General features: G+C 65.5%; 16 protein-coding genes and 2 tRNA genes. 14 read left to right on the plus strand and 4 right to left on the minus strand.

What is annotated here, in order from left to right; all coding sequences use genetic code 11:
- The first annotated feature begins 27 nt into the window (after positions 1–27).
- The 6 genes from Y706_RS29045 to Y706_RS0100250 all read left to right on the plus strand — a co-directional run bounded on the left by Y706_RS29045 (position 28) and on the right by Y706_RS0100250 (position 3,823).
- Positions 28–822, plus strand: a complete 795-nt coding sequence (locus Y706_RS29045) for a sunset domain-containing protein (protein ID WP_253906657.1) — start codon at positions 28–30, stop codon at positions 820–822.
- A 46-nt stretch (positions 823–868) separates the two neighbouring features.
- Complete coding sequence (locus tag Y706_RS0100230; protein WP_173403040.1) at positions 869–2,011, plus strand: PQQ-dependent sugar dehydrogenase; 1,143 nt, start codon at positions 869–871, stop codon at positions 2,009–2,011.
- Positions 2,012–2,127: 116 nt separating this feature from the next.
- Positions 2,128–2,203: transfer RNA gene (locus Y706_RS0100235), tRNA-Lys, on the plus strand.
- A 202-nt stretch (positions 2,204–2,405) separates the two neighbouring features.
- Positions 2,406–2,951, plus strand: a complete 546-nt coding sequence (locus Y706_RS0100240) for a hypothetical protein (RefSeq protein ID WP_028275028.1) — start codon at positions 2,406–2,408, stop codon at positions 2,949–2,951.
- Positions 2,952–3,024: 73 nt separating this feature from the next.
- Positions 3,025–3,522, plus strand: a complete 498-nt coding sequence (locus Y706_RS22715; RefSeq protein ID WP_052354942.1) for a hypothetical protein — start codon at positions 3,025–3,027, stop codon at positions 3,520–3,522.
- 121 nt (positions 3,523–3,643) lie between these two features.
- Positions 3,644–3,823 (plus strand): hypothetical protein, encoded by a 180-nt coding sequence (locus tag Y706_RS0100250; protein ID WP_028275029.1) that lies wholly within the window; start codon positions 3,644–3,646, stop codon positions 3,821–3,823.
- 32 nt (positions 3,824–3,855) lie between these two features.
- On the opposite strand, the gene Y706_RS0100255 is transcribed toward Y706_RS0100250, so the two are convergent.
- Together Y706_RS0100255 and Y706_RS0100265 are read right to left on the minus strand one after the other, a co-directional pair.
- Positions 3,856–4,110, minus strand: a complete 255-nt coding sequence (locus Y706_RS0100255; protein ID WP_052354943.1) for a hypothetical protein — start codon at positions 4,108–4,110, stop codon at positions 3,856–3,858.
- 870 nt (positions 4,111–4,980) lie between these two features.
- On the minus strand, positions 4,981–5,169 hold the full coding sequence (locus Y706_RS0100265; protein ID WP_028275031.1) for a hypothetical protein: 189 nt from the start codon (positions 5,167–5,169) through the stop codon (positions 4,981–4,983).
- Between the two features lie 288 nt (positions 5,170–5,457).
- On the opposite strand from Y706_RS0100265, the gene Y706_RS0100270 reads away from it, so the two are divergent.
- On the plus strand, positions 5,458–6,087 hold the full coding sequence (locus Y706_RS0100270; RefSeq protein WP_028275032.1) for a DUF2510 domain-containing protein: 630 nt from the start codon (positions 5,458–5,460) through the stop codon (positions 6,085–6,087).
- A gap of 367 nt (positions 6,088–6,454) precedes the next feature.
- Complete coding sequence (locus Y706_RS0100275; RefSeq protein ID WP_028275033.1) at positions 6,455–6,844, plus strand: hypothetical protein; 390 nt, start codon at positions 6,455–6,457, stop codon at positions 6,842–6,844.
- Between the two features lie 89 nt (positions 6,845–6,933).
- On the opposite strand, the gene Y706_RS0100280 is transcribed toward Y706_RS0100275, so the two are convergent.
- Positions 6,934–7,416, minus strand: coding sequence for a MarR family winged helix-turn-helix transcriptional regulator (locus tag Y706_RS0100280; protein WP_043433894.1), 483 nt, complete (start codon positions 7,414–7,416; stop codon positions 6,934–6,936).
- A gap of 109 nt (positions 7,417–7,525) precedes the next feature.
- On the opposite strand from Y706_RS0100280, the gene bcp reads away from it, so the two are divergent.
- The 6 genes from bcp (at position 7,526) to Y706_RS0100310 (ending at position 15,896) form a co-directional block, all read left to right on the plus strand.
- Complete coding sequence (gene bcp / locus Y706_RS0100285) at positions 7,526–7,999, plus strand: thioredoxin-dependent thiol peroxidase (protein ID WP_028275035.1); 474 nt, start codon at positions 7,526–7,528, stop codon at positions 7,997–7,999.
- A 123-nt stretch (positions 8,000–8,122) separates the two neighbouring features.
- Positions 8,123–8,204: transfer RNA gene (locus Y706_RS0100290), tRNA-Leu, on the plus strand.
- Between the two features lie 237 nt (positions 8,205–8,441).
- Positions 8,442–9,119: a fasciclin domain-containing protein gene (locus tag Y706_RS0100295; RefSeq protein WP_028275036.1), complete on the plus strand. Its 678-nt coding sequence runs from the start codon at positions 8,442–8,444 to the stop codon at positions 9,117–9,119.
- A gap of 226 nt (positions 9,120–9,345) precedes the next feature.
- Positions 9,346–11,016 carry an ABC transporter substrate-binding protein gene (locus Y706_RS0100300; RefSeq protein WP_028275037.1) on the plus strand — a complete coding sequence of 557 codons (1,671 nt, stop codon included), beginning with the start codon at positions 9,346–9,348 and terminating at the stop codon, positions 11,014–11,016.
- Between the two features lie 78 nt (positions 11,017–11,094).
- A complete protein-coding gene (locus Y706_RS0100305; RefSeq protein ID WP_028275038.1) occupies positions 11,095–12,597 on the plus strand; it encodes a malate:quinone oxidoreductase in 1,503 nt (500 codons plus the stop codon).
- 119 nt (positions 12,598–12,716) lie between these two features.
- A complete protein-coding gene (locus Y706_RS0100310; RefSeq protein ID WP_028275039.1) occupies positions 12,717–15,896 on the plus strand; it encodes an efflux RND transporter permease subunit in 3,180 nt (1,059 codons plus the stop codon).
- Here Y706_RS0100310 and Y706_RS0100315 read toward each other — a convergent pair.
- Positions 15,893–20,227, minus strand: a complete 4,335-nt coding sequence (locus Y706_RS0100315) for a Pls/PosA family non-ribosomal peptide synthetase (protein WP_028275040.1) — start codon at positions 20,225–20,227, stop codon at positions 15,893–15,895. The genes Y706_RS0100310 and Y706_RS0100315 overlap by 4 nt on opposite strands.
- Positions 20,228–20,241 lie beyond the last annotated feature (14 nt).

Below are 20,241 nucleotides of genomic sequence, written 5' to 3' on the forward strand. Positions count from 1 at the left end.
GGTCCGACGGCGGCCGCCGGGGCCGCGATGGCCGCGCCCGGTGCAGCGTCTGCGCCTGAGCCAGACGCACCGGCCAGGGAGGCCACGGCTGCCCCCGAGGCGACCGGGCCCGCAGCGGCCACCGCCGCCCCGACCATCGAGCCGGGCGCCGAGGCCGCCCCGGAAACAACGGGCGCCCCGGGCAATGCCGAGTGGGAGACCCAGTGGTCCGAGACCGCCCCGCCGGCGGAGACACACACCGCCGCGGCCCACGCTGAGCCGGCCCGCGGTGCGCACGCTGTGACGGCCGCCGAGCTTGGCGGTGCTGCGGAGACTGGCGCGGCGGGCCTGCCCGTCCACCACCCGGAATACACTGAGCCCCACGCGCCGACTCTGCCCGGGGCCGAATCGGCAGCCGCGGAACCAGTCGACGACGAGAACACCGCTACCGGCACGGCCACTTCAACCAGCACTGGCGTTGATACCGGCACCGGCACGGCGATGCCCGGACTACCCGACGCCGGGACACAGCCCACGGGTCCCGGCGACACGGAAACGACGCAGATGGCAGCCTCGCCGGCAGGGGCCGGGGCCTCCGCCAGCCAAACGGCCGAGCCCACCGGCCATTTGGCCACTGAGCAGCCCTACGGCGAGGGGTCAGCGGCTCCGGCCGCCGACGGAAGCGGCCCTGAGGGTTTCACAGTCAAGGGCAATGCCTCGTCGATGATCTACCACGACGAGACCAGCCCGGCGTATGAAGAAACCCGGGCTGAGGTGTGGTTTGCCTCCCCGGCCCACGCCGAAGCAGCCGGGTTTCGGCCGCCGCGCCGGACACGGCAGTAGCCGGCAGTCCGGTCGGCCGACCCATCCGTTCTCATCGCGTCCGTTGATGCTCGTCCGCATTACCGGCAGGCGCTTCGGTGGCAGGCGCTTCTTCTTCAGTGCGGTGGCCCGGGCCACCGCACTGGCCGTTGCCGTGTTTTTCCTGAGTGCCTGTACCGGCGGCTCAACCTCGCCCGTGGTTCAGCCGGGAGACCGCACTGCCACCGGCGCAGCGGGTACGGCCGGGGCAGCGGGTGAGCCCACGGTTGCGGGCCGGATTAATGGGCTGCAACTGCCGTGGTCCACGGTCCATCTACCCGACGGCACCGCGGTCATCTCCGAGCGCGACACAGCACTGCTCAGGACCATCAAAGACGGACAGCTCGGTACGGTCGGCAAGGTGCCCGGCGTCGTGCCCGGCGGCGAAGGCGGCCTCCTGGGCCTTGCCCTTTCGCCCAACTTCGCGTCGGACCGTTACCTCTACGCCTACTTCACCGCGGCGGCGGACAACAGAATCGCCCGCATGCGGCTGGAGGAACGTGGCGGCCGGCTGGAGCTCGGTGCCTTGGAACCGGTTTTCACCGGCATTTCCAAGGCCGGCACGCACAACGGCGGCCGGATCCGCTTTGGGCCCGATGGTTTCCTGTATGTGGGGACGGGCGATTCGCAGCGCCGGGAGCAGCCGCAGGACCGCGCGGCGCTGGGCGGAAAGATCCTCCGACTCACTCCGGATGGCAGGCCGGCACCCGGAAACCCGTTCGGCGATAACCCCGTCTACAGCTTCGGCCACAGGAACGTCCAGGGACTGGCCTGGGACAGCGCGGGCCGGCTGTGGGCCAGCGAATTCGGCCCGGACGTCAACGACGAGCTCAACCTGATCGTGCCGGGCGGCAACTACGGCTGGCCCGAGGTAACGGGTGCCCCGCACCGCCCCGACTTCCTGGACGCCAAGGTGGTGTGGCCGTCGACGGCGGAGTCTTCCCCCAGCGGACTCGAAATTGTCGGCAGCACCGCCTACCTGGGCGCCCTGCGCGGCCAAAGGCTCTGGGTCGTTCCCCTCAACGGCGAATTCGCCGGAGATCCTGTGAGCTATTTCACAGGAAAGTATGGCCGGGTGCGCAACGTTTCACTCGCTCCTGACGGGCGCCTGTGGCTCCTCAGCAATGGGCAAAACCCTGATTTCGCGCTGATTTTGAACCTCCCCGGCTGACCTGGACCATCCCGCGCCCCTCGATTTCACACGACAGCCAATCTCGTGTAGAGTTTCATGTCGTTGCGGAGAACAACGCGGGAAATAAAAAGCCCCGGTGAACGAAAACAACAGATGCACCTCTAGCTCAACTGGCAGAGCAATTGACTCTTAATCAATGGGTTCCGGGTTCGAGTCCCGGGGGGTGCACCAGCAAGAAACCCCGTCTCGCAGGCTTAGCGGCCTGCGAGGCGGGGTTTCTTTTTTGTTGGCGAAAAGGAGCCGGCGACGACGCCGTAGCGGGCCGGATGCGGGCTGCTGCGCAGACCAGACTCGTAATCAGGTTGGCGAAGGATGCCCGACCGGCCGGGCCGGGATGACTTGCCATTCAGGGCACTGACCGTAGACTCGGCCCATGTCTGGTCCTGGGGGAACGAATACAGTCCGCTGCGCTGCGGCATACGTTGTTGGCCTGCTGCTCGCCGGTAGTTTGGCGTCCTGCGCCTACGAGGACGAGGGCGATCCGCGGCCGACGGCGGCCGGGCAAAGCCGCCGCCCGGCGCCCGCCGCCCCGACCAAAGATCCGGGGGTGCTGGGCGTGGAAGCGAGCAATTACGCCGAGCTGCATAAGCGCCTGGCCGAGGCGCCAGGATCCGTGCTCCTCTCCGACGCCGGTCCGGCGGACGGGCCAGGGGTTGGCTTCACCAAGGCCGCAACGGTGACGGTCGCCGGTCCGCACACAGTCACCGCGGCCTGCGTGGGCATCCCGCATGCCCAGATCTTCCTCTCCCAGAACTCGCTGGGCGGAACAGAGCACACGGTGTTCGAGGTCGATTGCTCGCGAATCCAATCGCAGGTCGTCCAACTGCAGAAGGGCTACGTCAGCGCCCAGTTGACCCGCCCGGACCCGACCGGCGCCTGGACCGGGGCGGTCGCCGGAATCAAAGTCACGGGCCAGTGAGGCTGACGAGCCTGGTGCGGACTCCGCTGGACGAGCATCGGACCCAGCCCAACGCGTGGTGGAGGGACTACTGATGCCGACCGTAAATGCTGCCCTCGATCCGTATCGTAACTGGACCGAGCCTCGCGACGGAGTCGGAGTCGGGTCGAACCCATTCCGGCTCGCCAGCAAGGTGGAGCCAGGAGCCTCCCTCGACGAAGTCTCAGGGGCTTGGGCCGCCCACGCACTTTTGCCCGGGCTGGAGGAACTCTGGCTATCAAGTCGCGAGGCGTGGCTGTTCCAGGACATCGACTACGGCCAATGGGGCCTCCACATTCTGGAACCTGCGACGGCGGCAGCGCGCACCAACGCCGAGCGAGCGAGCCGACCGAAAGACTTTGTGCCGAGCGACGCAGTCATCGGCGAGTTCCTTGGCGACACGGGCCTCTTGGTACTGGAAGCCAACGGCGGCGTCTTGGTCGCACAGCCCCTGGACCCGCGCAGTGACTGGCCACTGGCGGCGTCGACGCTGTCCGAGTTCCTGACCCTGTATCTCGAAGCTGTGGGCGATAAATACTGGGAGAGCTCCTGACCTCGACCTGAGCGCCCGGAGTGGAAGGCCCTGCGACCGGCCGCTGGCCCATGCGAGCTTCGTCCCCCTGATCCGGGGAGCAGCCGCTGAAACCCGTGCCCTGCGATCCGAAGGTGTCGACATGCCCGCCTTCGTGATGACCCGCAAGGCGCTTGTCGTACTCTCCGTCATCGCCGGTGGGCTCTGGATCGTCTTTGCGGTCCTCGCATTCCTGGGTGAGTCCGCCTCCCCGTTGGCTCCGATCGCCTGGACCATTGTGCTTGCCCTCCAGGGCCGCCGCTGGAGATTCTTGCCGCGGTGAATGCCAGGTCAGCTGTGCGGCCGGAGCCGGTCCTACAGCTGCCGCCCCCGTTGGTCCCAGTCGGCTCGGCGGCCCTCTTCCTCGTCCCAAAAGGGTGCGTCGCTTCTTCGGACCCGGAGCAGATGCGCGAGTTGGATCACGCCCAGCGCAAACATGGCCATGTAGACCCAGAAGGAGAGGGCGTCGAAGCCATTTTCCGACCAGAACTTGTTGAAGGCGAGCAGAGCACCGATCACGGCAAGCCCGGCGGCGGACCAGGCGCTGAACTTCCAGGAGCCGCGAGTCATCCGCGGTTCCATTCGCTTGCGGCCCTCAGTGGTCGGCATGAGTCAGATCTCCGGATGCTTGGGGTCTTTGGCGGGGAACGGGGCTCGCTGTCGCTGCCCGGTGCTCATGGCTCACCCTACCGATTCTTGGTCCACAGTGGCGATGGTTTGCTGAGCGCAGACCTTGCCCGGGCTAAGAAGACACGCAAAGAACGGGATTGCCCGGCTGCCGGCGGTGGAACCCTACGATGGTAGGGATGAACTCCACCCGGAAGGCCTCGTACGCATCCGCTGTGGCCCTGCTGCTCGCGGTCTCGCCGTTGGTCGTTGCGCTGCCCGCGGCGGCTGCGCCCTGCAAGTCTGCCGGCCTTCTTCCCGTGAATATCTGCCCCGCCTCACCGACGCCGGGCCCACCGTCCGCTTCCCCGGCGCCGAGAGCGACTCCCCCGGGCAGCACAGCGCCGACGTCGGACCCCGTGCCGCCCCAACCACCGTCTCAGCCGCCGTCTCAAAGCCAGGTCCCCGGACAGGACGCGGCTCCGCCGACGCCGGGCCCCGCCCCCTCCGTCAGCCAAGGAGCCCCCACCCCACCGGCCACGGGTGCTGTTCCGGTCCCAGCCACGGCGGGAACGTCCGCCCCTCAGTCGCCAGACGCTGGCCAGGGCCCAGAGTCCGCAACGGCGATTCCTTCCGCAGCGGCGGCCGGCAGGGTTGGTCCCGGACCGGACGGGCAAGGCAGTCTTGCCGGCGGATTCCTGCTGGCGCTCAGCGGTCTGCTCATAGGCCTCTCCGCGGCCATTGGCCTCCGCCGGCCCGCCGGACCATGAAACGGCCGCCGAACCGTCACAGTGAACTGTGTGGCTCAGCGGCCGCCTCATGCAAATCGATTAATCAGACTTTCTCGCGGGACCGGTCGCGCACCTTCTCCGGCTCTTCGACCGTGAACTCCTTGCTGCGGCGGGGGAAGGCCCAGAACCTGAATTCCGGCGCCTCCGCCCGGGTCTCCGGGCGATCCTCAGAATCCTTTGCGGCATCCTTCCTGGTATCCCGCCAGGAATCCCTGTTGTACGAATAGCACATCACTGACCTCCTTCGTGGTGATTGCCTATTAATCGTCCTCCCGATCGGCTGGCGCGTCGAGACTTCCGGACTGCCCTTTTGCGCCTGGGCGGCAGGCTGGCCCAAGGGTTCCAGCGGACGGGTCTGCGCCGTCGGCCGGCCTTCCCGCCGGCACGGGCCGCGGTTAGACTCCATCCAATGCACCACTGCGACCAATGGGGGAATCATGGAGTTGCCCATCCCCCTGTACGCTCTCTCACGGAACAGAAGAAGCCAACGCGCGCCACGCCACGCAAAGGATGAACAGCCATGACCGTCCCGCCCAACGCATCCGCCCCTGGCCCTGGCTGGTATCCGGACCCGGCAGGCTCGGGCCGGCTTCAGTGGTGGAACGGTTCGGCCTGGACCGGCCAGTTCAACGCACCGCAGTTCCAGGCGACAGCGCCCCGCAACCCGGTGGCGCCGCGCAGGCGCATCAGCGACCGGACACCGGTCTACAACGCGTACATCTGGACAATTGTGGCCCTGCCGCTCGTACCGCTCATCCTGCTGATGTTCTGGAACCCTGTGCTCCGGCTGCGCACCGTGGGCCCGCGGCAGATCCAGACTATTGATCCGGCATCGATTTTCACGGCGCCTTACTTCCTCTTCATAGCAATCAGTTTCGTGGCCTACGGTGTGTCCGCCCTCCTGGCCTACCTGGACTGGGACCGGCTTCGCAAGGACGGCGTTGTCCGGCCGTTCCACTGGGCGTGGGTGTTCCTCAGCAGGGAGGTCTACGTGATTGGCCGCTCCGTGATCGTCCACGAGGTAGCACCGCGGCGGGGGCTCGCCCCGGTGTGGGTCACGATCAGCGTCGTCTTGCTCACGGCGGTGCTCACCGGCCTCAAAATGTCAGCCATCGTCGCCACCCTGGCGAACCAGGCCGTAACGGTGTAGGCAGCGTCAATCCAGGCAGCGGCCAACGTGCCGGGGCTGCTCCGACCGCCAGCATCCTGGCTCCTGAAACGATCCGTCCGATTGCGGCAGAAACAGGGTCTTTAGTCCCTTTTGATAGTCAATGCAGGGGCGTTGACTGGAAAGGTGCTCCGGGCAACAGTTCTGGAGCGACCGGTCCTGCAGACCCGGACCGACACCAACGCCGGCCAGAGAGCCCGACGCGACCACCAAAGATGATATTCAGATCTCCCGGTGCCCTCACTGAGGATCGCGTCAGCCGACACGGACATCATGGGCCCCCCGGCAGCATGCCTGCGAGGCCCGCCCCCGGGGCCAGGGAAATCGATCTCCGTAAGGACCAAGTTTCATGAACAAGGCTATTCGCATCATTGGAACAACCGCGGTGACCGCCGCACTGGGCCTGGGCGCCAGCGCCCTGCCTGCCAGCGCCGCCGCTACCACTTCGACCGCCTCCGCCAGCTCCTGGAGTCAGTCGTCCTTTGTGAACCGGCACCACATGCGGGACAACAACCGGCACGACACGCGCAATGGCTGGTGGGATGGGGAGAACCGGTGGCATGACAACGCCGACGGATGGGGTTGGCGCGACGATCATGGCAATTGGCGGGACGACAACGACCACAGCGGCTCGTGGACTGGCCGGGACGGCTGCCGGCATGACAAGGACGGGTTCTGGGACCATCACGGAAACCGGCACGACAATAGGAAACACAACCACCACAGGAACACCTGGTGACCGGTCACCACTGAAGGCCTCGAGAACCGAACTGATTGGGACGGCGGGAAACCCTGCCGTCCCGTTCCCGTTCCCCCACAGCAGCGTGGCTAATTCAGCGGGGTGGCCCCGGCAATGGCGCCCGGCTCGGCAGCCGTGACGATGGCATTGGCCTCCGGCGAGGAAGACTTGGTTGCCAGCACTCTGACCACGGCCTGGAGCTCCTGCCGCAGGACGTCGGGGTCAATGGGCGTGGCGGCGAGCACGGAACGTTCCATGTCGGCGGCCGCGGCAACCGCCTCGCGCCCCTGGTCAGTCAGCGACACCACATGGCTGCGCCGGTCGGAGGTGCTGCGGTGCCGCGAAATGTGGCCGTGCGCTTCCAGCCGGCTCAGTGTCTTGCCCATCGTCTGGGCCTGGACCCGGACGAGCTGGGCCAATTGGGCTTGCGTCATCGGCCCATTCGCCGAGAGCACCTCCATGGCGATCACCCCGGCATGGGTCAGGCCAATGGCCCCCAATTTTTCGTTCCAGGAGTGTTCTACAAGACGTGCTGCCGTGGACAATAGGCGGCCCGTGGGCCAGCGATCCATATCAGGCATACCCAAGAGTATAGCCAGCAGCGGATTCGTCCGGCGCCGATCGCGTCACTACGCTGGATTATCACCCCGCTTCATGACCAACCTCACCAAGGAGACACCCGTGTCCGAGCGACTCAACGCCGGTGCCACAGCACCGGATTTCACCCTCAAGAACGCCGAAGGACAGGACGTCAGCCTGCGTGATTTCCGGGGCAGGAAGACCGTGCTCTACTTCTACCCGGCAGCCGCCACGCCGGGATGCACCAAGGAGGCCTGCGATTTCCGGGATTCCCTCGGCGCGCTTCAGGCCGCCGGTTATGACGTCGTGGGCATCTCCCCCGACCCCGTCGGGAAGCTTGCCGCGTTCGCGGCCGCCGAAGGGCTGAACTTCCCGCTGCTCTCCGACGAAGACCACTCCGTCGCCGAGGCCTACGCGGCCTGGGGCGAAAAGAAAAACTACGGCAAGACCTACCAGGGCCTGATCCGCTCGACCATCGTCGTCGACGCCGACGGCCGGGTTGCCGTCGCACAGTACAACGTCCGGGCCACCGGGCATGTCGCCAAACTTCGCCGGGACCTGAAACTCGACGCCTAAGTCCCCGGTCTCTGGTCCATCCGCCCGCGGGCAGCCGTTGCAACCAGTAAACCGGCAATAGGTACAATAGAGCCTGGCGCCCGCCTCCGGGGTTCTTTCCCGGGACGACGACGACGGCGCCGCGCGCGAGTGGTGAAATTGGCAGACACGCAGGATTTAGGTTCCTGTGCCTTCGGGCGTGGGGGTTCAAGTCCCCCCTTGCGCACAGAGAGAACCCCGGTCTTCGGACCGGGGTTCTTGTGGTTTCCGGCGCTGTTCCGGGATTTTTCAGGAGTTTTGACGCCGCCAAAAAGAATTTCACATCCGCACCCATCCGTTTCCTCCGAGCAGCCGAATACCCATTGAGACACCAACCAAGGGTCGGTGCCCAACAGTCGGGAAAGGGCCGCAGCGGCAAAAATTCGCCGCCGGCAAACATCGGCACAACAAAGGAGAAACCGAAATGCAGAACATCAAGCACACCACGTTCGCCGTTGCAGGTATCGCAGCTGCCGCCATGCTCAGCCTCACTGCCTGTGGCGGATCCAGCGCCTCGTCGGCCCCCGCCTCCTCGGCCCCGTCCTCCGCACCGGCGGAATCCAGCATGGCCTCCCCCTCCACGAGCGCCTCCGCTGCGGCCATGGATCCGGCCGCCAACCTCGTCGGCTCCGGCTGCGCCGCCTACGCCGCCCAGGTTCCCAGCGGTGCCGGCTCCGTCTCCGGCATGGCGCTTGACCCGGTAGCCACCGCGGCGTCCAACAACCCGGTCCTCACCACCCTGACCGCCGCCGTGTCCGGCAAGCTCAACCCCAAGGTCAACCTGGTGGACACGCTCAACGGCAGCGAATTCACCGTCTTCGCCCCGACGGATGACGCCTTCAAGAAGATCGATCCGGCCACGATCGAGGCCCTGAAGACGGACGACGCCACGCTGAGCAAGATCCTGACCTACCACGTTGTCCCCGGCAAGATCACCCCGGACCAGATCGTCGGCACCCACAAGACGGTTGAAGGCGGTTCGGTGACGGTCACCGGCACCAAGGATGCCCTCAAGGTTGACGGCGCCAACGTTGTCTGCGGCGGCGTCCAGACCGCCAACGCCACTGTCTACATGGTGGACTCAGTCCTGATGCCCAAGTAGTCAGCCCTTTTGCACTCCTGCCCGGCTCCAGCCTGACTCCCTGGACCACTAGGAGAAGCGGAGGCCCGCACCACCAGGTGCGGGCCTCCGCTTTTTGCGCTGCCGTGCGCCTTGCGGCGGTGTGCCACAAGAGCTGGCGGACCCGGCCGTCAACTAGACTGGGGCTGGTCCGCAGCCGGCGGGCCATCCAGTTCCCAGAGGTGATTCTCGAGTGCCCAGCAGTACAGTGCCCAGCAGGACAGTGCGGCGGATTGCCGCCAGCATCGGGGCCGCCCTCCTTGTCCTGCCGCTCGCGTCCTGCACGGGCAGCCTCGGCCCGGCACCCAGCTCCCCCACCGCCTCTGCCACCGCCAGCGCGGCACCTACCGCGCTTTTCACCTTCGGCACTGGCTCGGAGCCGCTCGGGCTCGATCCTGCCCTGGTCTCCGACGTCGAGTCCTACCGCGTCACCCGGCAGGTACTGGAAGGCCTCGTGGGCGTAGACCAGACCACCGGCCAGCCCACGCCGCTGCTGGCCACCGAATGGTCCCAGAGCGATGAAGGCCGGACCTACGAGTTCAAGCTGCGCGGGAACGTCAAATTCCAGGACGGAACACCGTTCGATGCCGCCGCGGTCTGCACCAACTTCAACCGCTGGTTCAACTTCTCACCGGCCCTCCGCGAACAGGCCACCGGTACCACCTTCAAGGGCGTCTTCAAGGCCCATGCGGACCAGGCGCCGCTGTCCATATACAAGAACTGCACCGCCGTCGCGCCGGACAGTGTGCGGATCGGCCTCACCCAGCCCTTCACGGGTTTTCTCCAGGCCCTCACCCTGCCGGCCTTCGCGATCTCTTCGCCCAAGGCCCTCGCCGCGGAGAACGCTGACGTCCTGAACCAGAGCCGGGGCGGGCAGCCGGTATCCGCTTACGGCCTCCACCCGGTAGGCACAGGACCGTACGTTTTCGGCTCCTGGGATTCGGGCAGCGTCACCCTGGCCAGCAACAAGGACTACTGGGGGGACAAGGGGCAGATCGGCACCATCAAGTTCGTGACCTACGATCACCCGCAGACCCGGATGCAGGCGCTCCTGGACGGCAAGATCGACGCCTACGACGCCGTCACCGTGGGAAACTTTGACCAACTGGTCAAGAGCGGAAAGCAGATCATCCAGCGGGACCCTTTCTCCGTGATGTACCTGGGCATGAACCAGCAAGTCCCCATCCTGCAGAAACTCAAGGTCCGCCAGGCGATCGAAATGGCGCTGGACAAGGACACGCTGATCCGCCGGTTCTTCATCGACAACACGGCCCAGGCATCCCAGTTCGTTCCACCCAAGCTCAGCGGCTTCAACAACAACGCCGCGGCGCTCGGCTACAACCCGGGCAAGGCCAAGGAACTCCTGGCCGAGGCCGGCTACAAGGGCGAGGAGCTGAAGTTCTACTATCCGCTCAACGTCACCCGGCCCTACCTGCCGACGCCGGAAAAGGTGTACGCCGAAATCAGCCGTCAACTGACCGCCGTCGGGCTCAACGTCAAGCCCGTACCGGTGGACTGGGCTGACGGCTACCTGCAGAAGGTCACGTCCCCGGGCGACCACGCCCTGCACCTGCTCGGCTGGAACGGCTCGTATTCGGACCCCGACAATTTCGTGGGCCCGCTCTTCGGCGAGAACACCGGCGAATTCGGTTACCAGGATCCCCAGGTCTTCTCCAAGATCGCCCGGGCCCGGGGCCTGCCGGACGGCAAGGACCGCACCGAGGAGTACCAGACCATCAACGGGCAGATCGCGGCCACGGTGCCCGCGGTTCCCATTGCCTTCCCGATCTCGGCCCTGGCGCTCTCGGACCGGGTGCTGAAGTACCCGGCGTCGCCGGTACTGAATGAAGTTTTCACAAAGGTCGAGCTAAGGCCTTGACGCCCGGGGCCAATTTCAGTTAGTGGGCGGTGCGGGATATTCTGTGACAGCCAGAGCCGCTGCTATCGGAGACTGATTGTGACTTTCATTTCCAAGACCCAACACGCCGACGTCGTCCTGATTGGCGGCGGCATCATGAGCGCCACGCTCGGCGCCTTCATCAAGCAGCTTGAGCCGAACTGGACCATCTCGCTCTTTGAGCGTCTGGACGAGCCCGGACTGGAAAGCTCCGACCCGTGGAACAACGCCGGCACCGGACACGCTGCCCTGTGTGAGCTTAATTACTCCCCCGCAGCCAAAGACGGCTCGGTGGACCCCGGCAAGGCCCTGAACATCAACGAGCAGTTCCAACTGTCCCGCCAGTTCTGGTCCCACCTCGTCTCGAACTCGCTGATCGGCTCCCCCAAGGGCTTCATCAACACCGTTCCGCACATGAGCTTCGTGATCGGCGAGGACCACACCAAGTTCCTCCGCACCCGCTACGAGGCACTCAAGCCGAACCCGCTGTTCCGTTCGATGGAGTATTCCGAGGACCACGCGCAGATCGCCAAGTGGGCCCCGCTGATCGTCAAGGGCCGCGACCCCAAGCAGCGCGTCGCGGCAACCCGCGCCGCCGAGGGCACCGACGTCGACTTCGGCGCCCTGACCCGCGAGCTGACCACCTACCTGGGCAACAACGGCGTGGAGATCAACTACGGCCACAACGTCAGCGACATCAAGCGCGCGTCCGGCGGCGGCTGGGACCTGTCGCTGAAGCACCCCAGGAGCGGCGAGCACGGCTCCATCCACGCGAAGTTCGTGTTTGTCGGAGCCGGCGGCGGGGCCCTGCACCTGCTGCAGGCCTCCGGTATCCCGGAAGGCAAGGGGTTTGGCGGTTTTCCGGTCTCCGGCCAGTTCTTCCGCTGCACCGACGAGAGCATCGCTGCCCGGCACAGTGCGAAGGTCTACGGCCAGGCGTCTGTCGGCGCCCCGCCCATGTCCGTGCCGCATCTGGACACCCGCTACGTCAACGGCAAGCGTTCCCTGCTGTTCGGCCCGTACGCCGGCTTCTCCACGAACTTCCTCAAGAGCGGCTCCTACCTGGACCTGCCGCTGTCCATCCGCCCCTCCAACATCATCCCGATGCTGGCCGTGGCCAAGGACAACATGGACCTCACCGCCTACCTGATCAAGGAAGTGGCCAAGCGTCACGGGGACAAGGTCGAGGCCCTGCGGGAGTACTACCCCGAGGCCAAGGACGGCGACTGGGAGCTCATCACCGCCGGCCAGCGGGTCCAGATCATCAAGAAGGACCCGAAGAAGGGCGGCGTGCTGCAGTTCGGCACCGAGGTCATCGCCGGACGCGACGGCACGATCGGCGCCCTGCTCGGCGCATCCCCGGGCGCGTCCACCGCCGTGCCGATCATGATCGAGCTGCTCCAGAAGTCCTTCCCGAAGAACTTCAAGGGCTGGCAGTCCAAGCTCAAGGACATGATGCCCGGCTACGGCGTCAAGCTCAACGACAACCCTGAGCTCGCCGCCAAGCTGGAGGCCGAGACGGCCAAGACGCTGCAACTCGAACAGGTCACCGCCAGCAACTAAGCCGGCACCCGGCCGCGGCTGGTTTACACTGCTGGTTTGGGACCGCTGCAACCCGTGACGTCCCCGTTTTTTGATGTCCCGTTGTGCAGGACGCCCCCGACCCACCAGGAGACCATGAGATGTTCCGGCTCGCAAAGCTGTCTCTCGCCAACCGGGCCCTGATCGCGCTGATCACGGTGTTCGCTTGCGTTTTCGGCGTGATCACGATGTCCTCGCTGAAACAGGAGCTCATCCCCTCCATCGAATTCCCGCAGATCACCGTGATCTCCTCGATGCCCGGTGCGTCGCCGGAAGTCGTGGACAAGCAGATCAGTGCCCCGTTGGAAAAGGCGCTGAACAGCGTCGAGGGGCTGGAATCGACGTCGTCAACGTCGCGGAACGGCGTCTCACAGATCTCCCTGGCGTTCACCTACGGCTCCAACCTGGACCGTGCCCGGAACCAGATCGACCGCGCCATCTCCAACGCCAAGCAGGCCCTGCCGAAGGACGTGCAGCCGCAGGCGATCGCCGGGAGCATCAGCGACTTCCCGATCGTCTTCCTGGCCGTGTCCTCGGACAAACCGCTCAGTGAACTCAACGCCGATCTCGCCCGGCTCAGCGTCCCCAGGCTGCAGAAGCTCGACGGCGTGCGCGGCGCCGACGTGACCGGCGGCGCCACGCAGCACATCCAGATCCTGCCGCGGCCCCGGGATCTGGCGGCATCGGGCGCGAGCCTCCAGGCCATCAGCGACGCGCTGAAGAACAACGGTGCATTGGTCCCGGCGGGCACCATCGAGGAACAGGGCAAGACCCTCTCGCTGCAGATCGGCAGCCCGGTGGACTCCCTCGACGCCATCAAGGCCCTCCCCCTGGGCGCGGTCCGCGATGCGGCGACGATCGGCAGCGTGGCGGACGTCAGCCTGGTCGAGGACGCGCGCACGTCAATCACGCGGACCAACGGCAAGGAAACCCTCGCCCTGTCCGTGACCAAGAAGCCCGAGGGCGACACCGTCGCGATCTCCCACGCGGTCAAGGACGCCATCCCGCAGCTTGAGGCCGAGCTTGGCTCCAACGCCAAATTCACCCCGGTCTTCGACCAGGCGCCGTTCATCGAGAAGTCCATCAAGGACCTCACCACCGAGGGCCTGCTGGGTCTGGGCTTCGCCGTCCTGGTGATCCTGGTGTTCCTGATGTCCGTGCGCGCCACCCTGGTGACGGCAGTGTCCATCCCGCTGTCCCTGCTGATCACGTTCATCGGTCTCTCGGGCACCGGCTACTCGCTCAACATCCTCACCCTTGGCGCGCTCACCATCGCGATCGGCCGCGTCGTGGACGACTCGATCGTGGTCATCGAAAACATTAAACGGCACCTGAGCTATGGCGAGGACAAGATCACCGCGATCGGGACGGCCATCCGCGAAGTTGCCGGCGCCATCACGGCGTCCACCCTGACCACCGTGGCCGTCTTCCTGCCCATCGCCTTCGTCGGCGACCTGGCCGGTGCGCTGTTCCGGCCGTTCGCCCTGACAGTGACCATCGCCCTGCTCTCCTCGCTGCTGGTCTCGCTGACCATCGTGCCGGTGCTGGCCTACTGGTTCCTGCGCACACCCGCCGTCACCGGCTCTCCGGCTTCTGCCGCTGGCATTGCCACCAAGGCGCACGAGGCCGAGCAGAGCACGCTCCTGCAGCGCGGCTACCTGCCTGTCCTGTCCGGCACGCAGCGGCACCCGGTCCTCACCCTGGTCGCCGCGGCCCTGGTGCTTGCCGGCACCGTGGCGATGTCCCCGCTGCTCGCCACCGACCTCCTGGGCCGCTCCGGCGAGAACAGCATGACCGTCAAGCAGGCCCTGCCGGCAGGGACCAGCCTTGACGAGGCCAGCGCCTCGGCGATCCGCGTCGAGGACACCCTGCGGCGCATCGACGGAATCAAGGACGTCCAAGCCACCACCGGCAACGCCCAGACCGGCTTCTCGGCCCTGCTCTCCTCCGGCGCGTCCAATTCGACGTTCACCGTGGTGACGGACGAGAAAGCCAACCAGGGCAAGCTCCAGGAGAGCGTCCGCAGCGAACTCTCCAAGCTCGGCGACGCCGGAAAGATCACGGTCGGTTCCCAGCAGGGCGGCTTCGGCACTTCGTCAACCGTGGACATCACCCTCAAGGCCGCCACCACCGCCGATCTCCAGACGGCCAGTAACGCGATGGTCAAGACCATGGACGGTGTCCCGGGCAGCAGCGAGGTGGCCACCAACCTGGCCGCCAGCCAGCCGGTGGTCCAGGTCAAAGTGGACCGCGCCAGGGCCGTCGCGGCCGGCCTGAACGAGGAGCGCGTGGCCGGGGTCCTGGCCGCCACGATCAGCCCGATTCCGGCCGGGACGATCCGCATCGACACCAACGACTTTCCGGTCCGGATTGGCGAGGGCACCCGCTTCACGAGCATCGAGGCCGTCCGGGACATGCCGCTCCCGACGGCGGCCGGCGCCGTTGCGCTGGGCAGCATCGCCTCGGTAGAGCAGGTCGACGTCCCCGTCTCCATCACCGCCAGCAACGGCCAGCGCACCGCGCGGGTCTCGGTGACGCCGTCGGGCTCCAACCTCGGCGCGGTCAGCACCGAGGTGCAGAACCGGCTCAAGTCAGTCCAGCTGCCGCCCGGGGTGACCGCCACGATCGGCGGTGCCACGACGCAGCAGGCCGATTCGTTCCGCCAGCTCGGACTCGCGCTGCTGGCCGCCATCGCGATCGTCTACGTGATCATGGTGGCTGCTTTTAAATCGCTCGTGCAGCCGCTGATCCTGCTGGTCTCCGTCCCGTTCGCCGCGACAGGCGCAATCGCCCTGCTCGTGGTGACCGGCGTGCCGTTGGGCCTGCCGTCGCTGATCGGCATGTTGATGCTCGTGGGCATCGTGGTGACCAACGCGATTGTGCTGATCGACCTCATCAACCAGTACCGCCAGCCGCGCAACGGCGAACCCGGGATGAACGTGGCGGACGCGATCACGCACGGCGCCCGCCAGCGCCTCCGCCCCATCCTCATGACGGCGCTCGCCACGGTATGCGCCCTGACACCGATGGCGCTGGGCCTGACCGGCGGCGGCGGATTCATCTCCCAGCCCCTGGCGATCGTGGTGATCGGCGGCCTGATCTCCTCCACCGCCCTCACACTCATCCTGGTCCCGGTGCTGTACCGGCTCGTGGAAGGCCGGCGCGAGCGCAGGGCACTGCAGAAGTCGCTGCGCCGTGGACGCCATTCCGGGCCGGCCGTGACCGAGGACTTCCCCGACGACTTCCCCGAAGACGCTCCCCTGCCAACCAGTTCGCACTAGGAACCAGAACCCGGCGTCCCTGCCTTGTCCTCGGCCTCGACGTTAGGCTTGACGAGGGTCCGCGCTGCCTTGGGAGCCCTGTGCGTTCCGTGAGTTGCGTAGGTTCCCTTCGAGAGTCTGACGAGTCCAGCGGGTACCGCGACGGCTTCCCGGTGGCGGGGGCCACCGTGGCGCGGGACGCCGTAGCGAGGGCTCCCAGAAACCACGGCCGCGAGCGGTTTGGGGGCGACGGGGCTTGTCACCTCCCGCGCCGGGTTGCCGGTATAGGTTGCATCTTCCGGGACGTCTTCGCCCTTCATCAAGAGGGCGTCGGCACCGAGTGACGAACCATCCTGCATCGTCACCCCGTAGTTGATCCACGAATCCACGCCAAGGGAGCAGCGGTTGCCGAGAACGATGTAGTCGGACTTGAAGGCCCCGTCTTCCATGGAGTGGCCCTGAATGGTGGCTCCTTCATTGAACGCACAATCATCACCGATAGCCACAAGAGTTTTCTCCGGTATGTTGGCGCCGGCATCGTAGAGCCGCTTGCCGACCTTGACGCCCAGCATTCGCCAGATCACGGGCTTGAACGGGGTTCCGTTGAAGCCCGGCATGGCCAGCAGCTTCCATAGACGTTCGTGCCGCCAGAAGTAGGGGTCGTAGATGGAGCAGTATTGCGGCTTCAGGTGGCGGAAGCCCATGACCGAGCGCTCAACAAGCACGGCAATCAGTACGCGGAACAGCAGCAAGGTGAGCATCATGGCTGCGATCGCCAGCACACCGAGGAAGCTGAATGCCGACACGGCAACGGCGGCGCTAAACGTGGCAACAAACAACAGGAACCAGCGCACGGCCAGGAACAGCACCATGCTCAGGATGTTGTGCCGGTTCTTTGCCGGGAGAGCGCTGTTCCGCGCCTCTGCAATCGTCTGTTCATCAAATTGGGCGTCACGCTGAACAGACCGGGGAATCTCGAACGGCGGTGACCCCAGCAGGCCCACATCCGCACGGATCGGACCGTCGATCGGAATCATCACCTTCGTGGCCAAGAGACAGTTCTCCCCGACCCTGGATCCGATCGGAACACTGATGGCATTACCGAGAAAGTTGTGGCCAGCCAGGTGGACCCGCGAGAGACGGAACGACGTGCTTGAGAAGTCGGCGTTCATCATGTTGAGGCCGTCCGCGACCATAGTTCCTGTTCCCACTGAGCTCAGGAACGGCGACTCGTGGGCCAGTGTGGGGCCGAAGTTTGACCCGGTTTGCTCCACCCTGCCGAGGTTATAACCCAAGGCCTTCAGATAGTGCACTATATACGAACTGTCGCCGAAGACATCTTTGTACAGTTTGACGTTGGACACGCGGGCGATCATGCGCTGGATGGTGAAGTGCACGCCGTACAGCGGATAGACCTTTTCCGGCTTGATGAAGCGGTTGAGCAAACGCGGGATGCTGAAGATGATGATCAGGCCGGTGATCAGCCCGACAACGAACAGAACCACTGTTACGGCTAGTACGTCTATGAAAAAGTTTGGGGAGCCCGGCTGCAGGTGTCCCGTGCTCAGGTAGGGGGGCAGGAGCACGGCCAGCCCGAGAAGGCCCGCCGGAACCACCAGGACCAAACGGTTGAACAACTGGAGAAGGCTGAAAATGACCCTGCGTCGCGTGCCGCAATTAGTGGGCGGGACACGCAGGTAATTGGTGTTGGTGCGCGCAGCAGGCGAACCGTGCCAGATTTGTCCACCAGGTACAACCTGCCCGGTCTGCAACGATGAAGCATGTCCCAGCTGAGTGTCGTCTCCCATCGACGTAGCGATGTCCAACGTGGTTTTCTCCGACACAAGGACATTTCTGCCCAGCATCACGGGACCGGTTTCAATCATGCCCGAGCGTGCCCGATAGCATTGGAACGAGGAGTTCTTGTGGATGACTGTGTTGTCACCGACGCTGAGCAGGTCCGGGCACGCGGGCACCTTCCGGGAGAAGATCACCACCCCCTTGCCGATCTTTGCACCCAGGAGCCGCAGGTACACCACATACAGCGGAGAGCCGGCGAACAAGACCAGTGGATTTGCCCTGGTAAGTGTCTTGACTGCCCAAAAACGGAGATAAGCCAGACTCCATATTCGGATGTTGCCCGGCTTCCACCGCCCAACCAGAATCCACTTGGCGAGGATCGGGGTCGCGGAAAGGATCAGGAACATGGCGGCGCCGAAACCAATGGACCGCAGCCACATGTCAAATGGATTGCTGCCCCCGGATGTCCACTGGAAGCCGATAATCAGCAGGGAAGCAGCGTACGAAGTGTAACCCAGGAAAATCAGCAACTGAATTGCCCCGCACATGACGAACTGGAAGGTGCTGGGTGGTGGCATCGGAACCAGGGGTACAGCGTCGGTCTCTGCTACGGCCGCGCTGAGGACGGATTCACTGTGCCGGGCTTCGAGGCAGGCGGCGAGCTGCCGGACCGTCGGGTTCTCATAGATATCCTGCATCGCGGCTGCGGGCAGGGCGGTTTCTTTCCTGATGCGGGCGCAATAGCGGGCCATCAACAGCGAGTCGGCGCCAAGGTCGTTGAAGAAGTGGGCATCGGTGGAAACCTTCTCAAGGCTCAGGACGGTGCCAAGCTGCGCGGCCAGGGCCTCTTCGGCGGCGGTTGTGGGGGCGGTGAAGGACCCCGCGGCCGCCCGGCTGATTCTGTGTTCGGGACGGGGTAGCCGCTTCCTGTCCACTTTGTCACTGGCCATCATGGGAATGGCATCCAGCTGTTCAAAATAGGCAGGAACCATGTATCCGGGAAGCCTGGTGCGCAGCATCCGGTGGAGGTCATGGGCATCCACGCCCTCCACGTCCTGGCGCAGGGTGTAGTAGGCGGCCAGCTCCACGGTTCCTTGTTCCGGCTCATAAGTCTGAACGACTGCCTGTGCAATGCCGGGGAGCTGCAGGAGGACGGATTCTATTTCGCTCAGTTCGATGCGGTAGCCACGTATTTTGACTTGGGTATCGATCCGGCCGAAGTATTCGAGCTGCCCGTCGTCGTTCACCCGTCCGAGGTCCCCGGTGCGATAAATCCGGCCGGACGGGTTGTTCTCGATTCCGAGGAAATCCGGGACAAAGGCCCGCTCCGTCAGGTCCTGACGGTTCACATACCCGCGCGCCAGCCCCACCCCTGCGAGGCCGATTTCTCCCATTTCACCGCGCGGCAGGGCCCGAAGCCCGGCGGGATCCACAATGACCGCGGTGTAGGTGGGCAAGGGCACTCCGAGGGACACGGGCAGGTCCGGGTCCAGGACCGACCAGGTGGCAGTCACGGTCGCTTCGGTGGGGCCGTAGACGTTCAGGAAGCGCCGGCCGGGGCGGTGCCAGCGCATCACGAGATCCTTCGGGCACGCCTCTCCGGAGACCAGCAGGAACCGCAAATCGGGCAGGTCCTCGTCAAGCGTGGCCAGCAGCGTTGGAACGCAGCAAAGGGCGGTGATCCGTTTTTCCTGCAGGTACTCCGCGAGTTCGGCACCCAGCATGCTGGACCGGCCCGGCTTGGGCACCAGCGTGGCTCCGACCATCCAGGCAACCCAGATTTCCTCCACCGAGAAATCGAAGGCAATCGTCATGCCTTGGTACACGCGGTCCGTGGACTCAATCCCGTAGATGTCAGAGGCCACCCGGACAAAATTGCAGATGCTGGCCTGCTCCACTGCCACGCCCTTGGGCCGGCCGGTCGAGCCGGAGGTGTAGATAATGTATGCCAGCTCATCTTCGGTTCCGCCATGGTCCGCGCTTCCCAAACGGGAGGAGTCCTCGGCGTCGATCTGGGCCCGCACATCATCGACACACACCGTGACGGCGGCTACCTCAGGCAGCAGATCCCTCAGATGGGACAGAGACAGGACCATGGCCACGTTGGCGTCCTCGACAATGTACTGAAGACGGTCAGGGGGAAACCCAGGGTCCAGGGGAACATAGGCCGCGTGGATCTTCAGAACGGCCAGCATTGCCACGTAGGCCCGCCATGGCTGGTCAAACAGCAGGGCGATGCGATCACCCGGCCGGGCACCGCACACCAGGAGATGCCGCGCCAGCTGGTTCGCCCATTCATCCAGCTCCGTGTACGTCAGGACAACGTCCCCCGCATCGACGGCAACCTGGTCGCCGCGCCCCTGTTCCCGCAAGCGGTCGCAACTATCCTCAAACAGCCGGTCCAACCGCTCGCCCCGCTGCCAGCGAGCGGCCTGATCGGGCGCAGCCGACGTGAGGACAGTTCCGCCTTCCGAGCCGCCGATCATCGACATGATTCCCCGCAACTCGGGAGGTCTGGTGAGGCCGTTGCCGGTCCTCGCGGTCTTGCCCATCCTTTAGCTCCTTC

It is taken from the genome of Arthrobacter sp. I3 (assembly GCF_000520575.1).
Taxonomy (GTDB): Bacteria; Actinomycetota; Actinomycetes; order Actinomycetales; family Micrococcaceae; genus Arthrobacter; species Arthrobacter humicola_A.